The following is a 655-nucleotide window of genomic DNA, read 5'->3' on the forward strand; positions in this document are numbered from 1 at the left end:
TCGGCATCCAGACTGGCCACCGCGTCGTTAACAACCTGCCTGATCTTGCGCAGCGGATGCCGCGCTGGGATGCGCTCTTCCAGATCGACATAACTGAAAAGCGACCTGCTCGTCTCGTCTGTCCCGCTCATAATCACCCCCGCCGCTATCGTCCCGGGAGTGAATCATGTTCTCAAATGACTGTCGAGACGTGATTATTTCAGCAGCCTGTTAAATACACCGAACGACTCGCTGAAGCCAAAATAGCGCCCTCCGTTGGCGGCGTCGAGGATTCCTATGACAATGCCTTGGCCGAGACGATCAATGGCCTGTTCAAAGCCGAAGTCATACACCGCCGTGGGCCTTGGCGGAACTTTGAGGCTGTCGAATATGCCACGCTCGAATGGGGCGACTGGTTCAACAACCGGCGCCTTCTGGAACCTATCGGAAATATTCCGCCAGCCGAGGCAGAGGCAAACTTCTATGCGGCTCTGGAAAGATCAGATATAGCCGCGTAACCAAGACAAATCAGCCTTCGGCAAACCCGGCGCGTGTGTGGATGCCTCCGATTTTGCAAGTTGATTTTTTGACGTTTTGGCTGGGCTTCAATCGGTCGTGTGTCAGGCCTCTTGGTGTGGCGGTTCTGACGCCACGGGCCGGTATGCTGTTCGGAAGG

General features: G+C 55.7%; 2 pseudogenes. One reads left to right on the top strand and one right to left on the bottom strand.

Features of this window, described 5'->3' with window-relative positions:
* Window positions 1–131: pseudogene (locus DQ230_RS16940) on the bottom strand (IS5/IS1182 family transposase); the annotation flags it as partial.
* A 78-nt stretch (window positions 132–209) separates the two neighbouring features.
* Here DQ230_RS16940 and DQ230_RS16945 point away from each other — a divergent pair.
* Window positions 210–497: pseudogene (locus DQ230_RS16945) on the top strand (integrase core domain-containing protein); the annotation flags it as partial.
* Between the last annotated feature and the right edge of the window lie 158 nt (window positions 498–655).

The organism is Roseovarius dicentrarchi (genome assembly GCF_003316635.1).
Taxonomy (GTDB): domain Bacteria; phylum Pseudomonadota; class Alphaproteobacteria; order Rhodobacterales; family Rhodobacteraceae; genus Roseovarius; species Roseovarius dicentrarchi.